Origin of the sequence: Streptomyces sp. (assembly GCF_031178505.1) — a bacterium.
Taxonomy (GTDB): domain Bacteria; phylum Actinomycetota; class Actinomycetes; order Streptomycetales; family Streptomycetaceae; genus Streptomyces; species Streptomyces gulbargensis.
The window spans coordinates 2,584-8,978 of sequence record NZ_JAPSIW010000233.1; the positions used below are offsets into that span (position 1 = coordinate 2,584).

Below are 6,395 nucleotides of genomic sequence, written 5' to 3' on the forward strand. Positions count from 1 at the left end.
CCTTCGCCGCCTCGGCGAGCTGGCAGCTCCTCCTCGCCGCCACCGGCACGCTGCTGGGCCACACCCTGTCGTCCCCACGCGCCCGCCTCCTGACCCGCCTGGGCGCCCCCGAGGGGAGTACGCGGCGCACCGGGCCCGCGTCACACCATGACGCCCACCGCCAGCACGGCGATCAGGGCGCCGGACGCCAGGCCGGTCAGGAGGCGGGCGCGTGGGGACGACAGGGTGTGGCCCAGCAGCGTGCCGGTGGCGGCGAGGAGGAGCTGCCAGCTCGCCGAGGCGGCGAAGGCCGCCAGGACGAAGGCGGTCGCGCCGGCCGGGCCGCGCGCGGGACCGCCGCCGAGGACGAGCGCGGCGAAGTACAGCACCGTCATCGGGTTGAGGATCGTGATCCCCAGGAAGGTGAGGTACGCCCGCCGGGGCGCGGCCACGGGCGGCGCCTGCGCGGGACCCGCGCGGTGCGCCCGTACGGCCGTACGGCACGAGAGCGCCGCCAGGGCCAGCAGGACCAGGGCGGAGACCCAGCGCAGCGGGGTCGTCACCGGGGCCAGGACGGGGACGAGGGCGGCGCCGCCGAGAACCGCGACCAGGGCGTACACCCCGTCCGCGGTGGCGACGCCGAGGGCCGCGCCCACTCCCGTACGCCACGGACCGCGGGCCGCGACCGCCACCAGGTGGGCGCCGACGGCGCCGACCGGGATCGCGATGCCGTAGCCGGCCAGCAGGCCGGCCACCACCGCGCCCGTCACGCGACGGCGGGGATCGCGCCTCCGGTGCCGGTGGGCCGCTGCTGTCGGCGGTAGGCCGCGCCGTCCTTCGTACGGGCCAGGAAACCGCCCACCACGAGGTAGCGGCGCAGGGCCGGGAAGTCCTCGTGCACCGAGGTCAGGGCCTCGTTGACCTCGGCCTCACGGTAGGTACGGCCGGCCTCGAAAAGGGTCTCGGCGAGGTGCGCGAGGAGCGCCTCACGGCGGGCGGGCTTGCGCGGGATCGCCTTCAGGCGCCCGTCGGCGGCGAAGAGGTCCGCGACGGGGCGGACGGGATGACTGGTCATGGGGGGAAGCGTGGCGGCCGGGGGGCGGGGGCCGCAAAGGGTTTTCGGGTCTCTCGGGGGCCCGGCTCGGCCTGCCGGAGGTCCGCCGGGCGATGAGTTCTCCGCCCCGGACCAGTCACTTCTCCACCGACCGCGCGGCCGCGCGGCCCGTACCCCTGGAGGAGCACCGTGGAGCAGTTGCTGCGCGTCCAGAACTTCGTCGTGTCCAGTGACGGCTTCGGCGCCGGTGAGGGCCAGTCCCTGGAGCGGCCCTTCGGCCGCGGCGCCGACCCGACGGAGCTGTTCGCCTGGGCGGGCGCCACGGCGAGCTGGCCCCGGCGCACCGACCCGGGCGGGAGCCGCGGCCTGGACGACTACTTCACCCGGGACTTCGCCCGCAACATCGGCGCGGAGATCATGGGCCGCAACAAGTTCGGCCCGCAGCGCGGCCCGTGGCAGGACCACGAGTGGCGGGGCTGGTGGGGCGACGAGCCCCCGTTCCGTACCCCGGTCTTCGTCCTCACCCACCACCCGCGCCCGTCGTTCACGCTCTCCGACACCACGTTCCACTTCGTCGACGGCGCCCCGGCGACCGTCCTCGCCCGGGCCCGGGAGGCCGCCGCCGGCAAGGACGTCCGCCTCGGCGGCGGACCGACCACGATCCGCGCGTTCCTCGACGCGGACCTGATCGACACCCTGCACGTGGCGGTCTCCCCCGTGGAACTGGGCGCGGGCGTACGGCTCTGGAACTCCCCCGACGAGCTGCGCGACCGCTACCACCTCGACGTGGTCCCGAGCCCGAGCGGGGTGACGCACCACGTGTTCTGGCGGAAGTGAGACGGCGGGAGCCTCCCTGCCCAGGGGTCTTCGCGGCCCGGATGTTCGCCGGCTCAGCCGGGGAGTTCGCCGCGCAGCATGACGTTCACGGCCTGCTGGACGTGGGGCACGGCCGTCGGGCTCCCGGCCCGCTCGAAGAGGGGCCGGGCGTGCTCCGCGAAGGCCCGGAAGTCCTCCTCTGACTCCCAGAAGTCCACCACCCGCCACCCCCCGCTCCCGTCCGGTCCGGCCGCGTGCGCGATGAACCCGGCCGGCGGGAACCACTCGGCGGCCATCATCTGCCGACTGGCCTCCCGGTACTGCTCCTCGGTGCCGCCGGGAATCTCGACGGTGACGATCACGGCCATGCTGCTGCTCCCGTACGTGGGGGACGGAGGGGTCCCGACCAGCACACCAGCGCCCACCCGGCCCCGCACGACGAACGGGCCGAACGGCGCACCCGCCGGTACCGGCTTCCGGGCGGCGGAGCTGCCGAGCTGCAGCGTGACGGCACTGGCCGGTGCCGCAGCAGAGCCGGGTTCGGACGTCCTGGGCGGTGAGTGGTGGTGTCGTAGACGCCCTGGAGCATGCCGAACGCGAGGAAGATCCCCCGCACCGGCACCCCACGGCCCCGACGCTTCGAACCCCTCACCGCCGACGAAGCCCGCCAACTCCTCACCACCGCCCAAGGCCACCGGCTGCACGCGCTGTTCGAACTCGCGCTCCACACCGGACTCCGCAAGGGCGAACTCCTCGGCCTACGCTGGGAAGACCTCGACCTCGACGCGGGCACCGCCGCAATCCGCCGCACCTTGCAGCGCACCGCCGCAGGCGGGCTCACCACGCTCCCCACCAAGACGCGCGCCTCCAAGCGCCGCATAGCCCTTCCCGCCCGCTGCGTCCACTCGCTGAAGCTTCACCGCGAACAGCAACAGCGAGAGCGGGAGGCCGCAGACACCTCGTGGCAGCCCAGCGAGCACGTGTTCACCACTACGCGGGGCGGACCGATCGACCCGACCAACCTCAGCCGTGCCTTCAACACGCTCCTCCGCAAGGCCGGCCTCCGCCGCATCCGCTTCCACGACCTCAGGCACTCGACCGCCACCCTGCTCCTGGAACAGGGCGTCGAACTCGTCGTGATCAAGGAACTTCTCGGCCACGCCCACATCGGCGTCACCGCCACCGTCTACGCCCACGTCAGGCTCCGCCTCCAGCGCGACGCCATCGACACCCTCGACGCCGCGCTCGGCAGCCCGGAGTCCACCGAGACGGCACGTTCCGACGGCGACGAACGGCCACCTTGCACTGCCCTCGTCCGCTGACGTTGCCGTCAACTACTGCCGTCATCCGACGCAGAAGCCCCGCCAGGACGCACCTGGCGGGGCTTCGAGTTTGCGGCTGCTATTCAGCATGAAGACGCCGGGATCAGGCAGTGGGCCCCATCTCACCCTCCGGCCGACGCGTGAATTGTGCGACCTCTAGAGGGACGGCGACATCGTCGAGCGTCGTGAAATATGGTGCGCGACATCGAAATCACCGAACAGCTCGGAGCAACTCCCCACGCAAATATTGCATAAACCCCCAGAGGTCATCTGCAATCACCTGCACACCCGACTCTCCGACTTCATAGACCACGCCCGCCATTGAACCGCCTTCCAGGCTATACACCTTGCCAGACGTAAGGCTGACGGCAAATAGGCCGCCACCACCATCGGACCCAAAGACGACAATGGAATCAGCGACAGCGCCCCTCAGCTCCGACGGCTGCCAGTCTCCTCTACCTTCGACTACATCATCGACAGAATCCACGAACAACCCGTTGCCCACATCGGGGAGCGTTACCTTTTCGATGCGCTCGTAGAAGTCCAGGAGATCGCCGTACCCGCCTACAGCAGGGTACCTCTGAAGCACACCGGGCCCATCGGATGCCGCCTCAACCACGCAATTCTCTCCTGGCTCGTATCCGTTCCTCTCCTCGAAATCCCTAACGAATTTCGAGGAGAGGTCACCCATTTCCCGAATCCAGCTACTTACGTTCTCTCCAGAAATAGTCACCGTAACCCCTATCGACCTGGGCGGCGAAATCTTCAATCTGAGCCCGACTGGGATTCGGATTCATATCCCGGAAGTACCGCCACTGATCCGTGATGTTCTGGTGAACATTAGCGCCGCGGGACTTCATTCGGCTACCCGGCACGCCGCGCATGTTGGTCGGCGCGTCGAAATCAAAGTCCGAAAACTCCGGGTGATCCCTGTACTCCTGCGGGATGGCGTGATGGGCATCCCAATCATCCGGTAGACGCTTGAAGCCGTTCTTGTTCAACGTGGCCTGGAAGCGACCGCGATAGTTCCCAAGCGCGATGGTCGGAAAATCTGGGTCGTACCCATTGCAGTTGTGCACCAGGACCGGGGTCTGCCCCGCCAGCACATAGTACGCGTGCACGTCCTCGATGGTGAGGTCGTACGTGCGTTGCTCCTTCTCGTACCGCCCGATCGACGCTACCTGGGCTACCTCACCCGTGCTCGTACGCAGGAACTGACCCACCGAAAGGTCGCCGGCGTCCGTCCAGCCACTGCCCATGACCCAGAAGGGGTGCGTGTCCGTAGCAGTGAGAGTGGAGACCTCTCCATTGACACGGACTCCGACTACGGTGAAATCCTTGTCGGACTCGGTACGTATCGTCGCAGATACCTTTTTAGGGCGACTCTCGCCAGTCTCCGGGTCCGTGACGGAGACCTTTTCACCGACTTCCACCTCTTCAATCTTCTTGCTACTTCCATCCTCCATGAGGACTTCCGCACCAGGAAGGAATGAGTGGCACTTGGCGAGAACTTTGGAGCCCTTTTTCATTCCCATACGGGCAAGAGACACCGGGCCAGCGAGCAGACTAGCGGTGTCCAAAAACTCCTGCATCCCGGCATAGGAACGGCCATGCACGTCCACGCCAAGTTCAGTAACCGCCGACTCGTACCTTTGATTTATGTAATTCGAGACGGAAGGGGGGGCCATCAAGGTTACAGCGTCCAGCACCCATTTACCGGCACCGGCCACCAAACTTTTTTCCCAGCCTTTTTCGTAGTCCTCATTTTTCCACTTCGTGACCTTCTTGGCCATGCCGTGCCAAGGCATATTCCCAAGCCCCTGCCACTTCCAATTAACCAGGGTGATCTCAGGAGCGGTGTAGTAGTAATGCCTCGCAACCGTGTCTTCGTCTTTATACTCCGTGGTGCTGGAGGTGAGGACCTGGCTACCACCGCACTTGTAGAGCGTTCCGCACTCATCGCTCTTCAGACCCGTCGGATCACTTCTGGTGACGGGATTGTTCTCGGCGTAGGCGTACCCGTTCATCTGCAGCGGGTCCGTCAGGTCCATGATCGGGTCGGCCGACAGGAAGCGGCCCGTCGTCGCGTCGTACTCGCGGGCGCCGATGTGGGTGAGGCCGGTGGTGGGGTCGTCGACGCCGGTGCCCACGAAGCTCTGGCGGCCGGGCCACGCGGTGGGTTCGGCGCCACGGGGGTTGCCGAAGGGGTCGAAGGCGCGGCGGGTGACGGTCTGCTGCGCGTCGGTCTGCTGGACGGAGGTGGTCGGGGTGCCGTGGTGGTCGGTGAGGAGGAGGTTGAGCTTGTGGGCGGAGCCCAGGGCGGTGCGGATGGTCGTGGGGGCGCCGGGGTGGTTGTAGTAGCGCTCGGCGCGCAGGGCCGTGCCCGTGGTCGTGACGGTGACCTGGGCGTCGGGCAGGTAGAGGGTGCGCGTGGTCGCGGTGGTCTCGATCAGGCGGTTGCCCGACGCGTCGTAGACGTAGCTGGTGGCGTCGCCCAGGCGCCACTTCTGGGAGTTCTGCTGGGTGCAGGGGGCGAGGGTGAGGTCCTTGCCGTCGGTGTATTCGGCGTTGGGGACCGCGACGCAGGTGTTGGTCGCGGCGTTGTGGAGCGAGTCGTCGGCGGGACGGTGGGTGAACTTCTGCTCCGGGCTGCCGTCACAGTTCTCGACGACCAGCTGGGTGCCGGCGACGGCCGCGCATTTGGTGAGGACCCGCAGGGTGCCCTGGGTCAGCTTCCACTGCTGCGGGCCGGTGTTGTTGCAGGTGTGGAGCTGGATCGGCGTGCCGGGGGTGGTGCTGCCGCTCTGCAGATCCAGGCACTTGCCGGACGGATTGACGAGCGGTCCCTTGCCGTTGCCGAAGCCGGTGACCGAGGTGAGCTTGTTACGGCGGTCCCACGTGAGCGACTGGCTGTCGCCTCCGATGACGCGCGCCGTCGTGTTGCCGAGGGCGTCGACGCTGTGGGTGGAGGTCGCGGTCACCACCGAGCCCGGGGCCTTGGTCGTGGAGTCGATCCTGGCGAGGGTGTGGGGCTGGGTCGTGGTCTGGGGCTGGGTGCCGTTGTTGGCGTCGGTCCTGCCGTAGGTGTACGTGTGGGTGTCGTCCAGCGCCGGGTCGGTGAGGTCGTGGACGGTCAGCTTGGTGCGGTTGCCGATCGCGTCGAACGCGTAGCTGTGCCAGTAGCCGCCTCCGTTGGTGCCCGGCGAGAGCTGGCTCAGGCTGGG

General features: G+C 68.3%; 6 protein-coding genes and 1 pseudogene. 2 read left to right on the top strand and 5 right to left on the bottom strand.

Translation table 11 applies throughout. The features are described 5' to 3' along the window. Positions 1 to 140: 140 nt before the first annotated feature. Both RIF68_RS17200 and RIF68_RS17205 read right to left on the bottom strand, forming a co-directional pair. On the bottom strand, positions 141 to 749 hold the full coding sequence (locus RIF68_RS17200) for a LysE family transporter (RefSeq protein ID WP_309052152.1): 609 nt from the start codon (positions 747 to 749) through the stop codon (positions 141 to 143). After that, positions 746 to 1,054, bottom strand: a complete 309-nt coding sequence (locus RIF68_RS17205; protein WP_309052153.1) for a DUF2087 domain-containing protein — start codon at positions 1,052 to 1,054, stop codon at positions 746 to 748. The genes RIF68_RS17200 and RIF68_RS17205 overlap by 4 nt, the downstream gene beginning before the upstream one ends. Positions 1,055 to 1,222: 168 nt before the next feature. On the opposite strand from RIF68_RS17205, the gene RIF68_RS17210 reads away from it, so the two are divergent. Further along, complete coding sequence (locus tag RIF68_RS17210; protein WP_309052154.1) at positions 1,223 to 1,870, top strand: dihydrofolate reductase family protein; 648 nt, start codon at positions 1,223 to 1,225, stop codon at positions 1,868 to 1,870. 53 nt (positions 1,871 to 1,923) lie between these two features. On the opposite strand, the gene RIF68_RS17215 is transcribed toward RIF68_RS17210, so the two are convergent. Beyond that, positions 1,924 to 2,217, bottom strand: a complete 294-nt coding sequence (locus tag RIF68_RS17215; protein WP_309052155.1) for an antibiotic biosynthesis monooxygenase — start codon at positions 2,215 to 2,217, stop codon at positions 1,924 to 1,926. Between the two features lie 209 nt (positions 2,218 to 2,426). Between RIF68_RS17215 and RIF68_RS17220 the strand changes: the two are divergent. Further along, positions 2,427 to 3,171, top strand: a pseudogene (locus RIF68_RS17220) (site-specific integrase); the annotation flags it as partial. Positions 3,172 to 3,382: 211 nt separating this feature from the next. On the opposite strand, the gene RIF68_RS17225 reads toward RIF68_RS17220, so the two are convergent. Together RIF68_RS17225 and RIF68_RS17230 are read right to left on the bottom strand one after the other, a co-directional pair. Continuing rightward, the gene (locus RIF68_RS17225) at positions 3,383 to 3,862 is read right to left on the bottom strand and encodes a hypothetical protein (protein ID WP_309052156.1); all 480 of its coding nucleotides are present in this window, start codon (positions 3,860 to 3,862) and stop codon (positions 3,383 to 3,385) included. Positions 3,863 to 3,875: 13 nt separating this feature from the next. After that, on the bottom strand, positions 3,876 to 6,395 hold a 2,520-nt coding region (locus RIF68_RS17230; RefSeq protein ID WP_309052157.1), incomplete at its 5' end, for a ricin-type beta-trefoil lectin domain protein.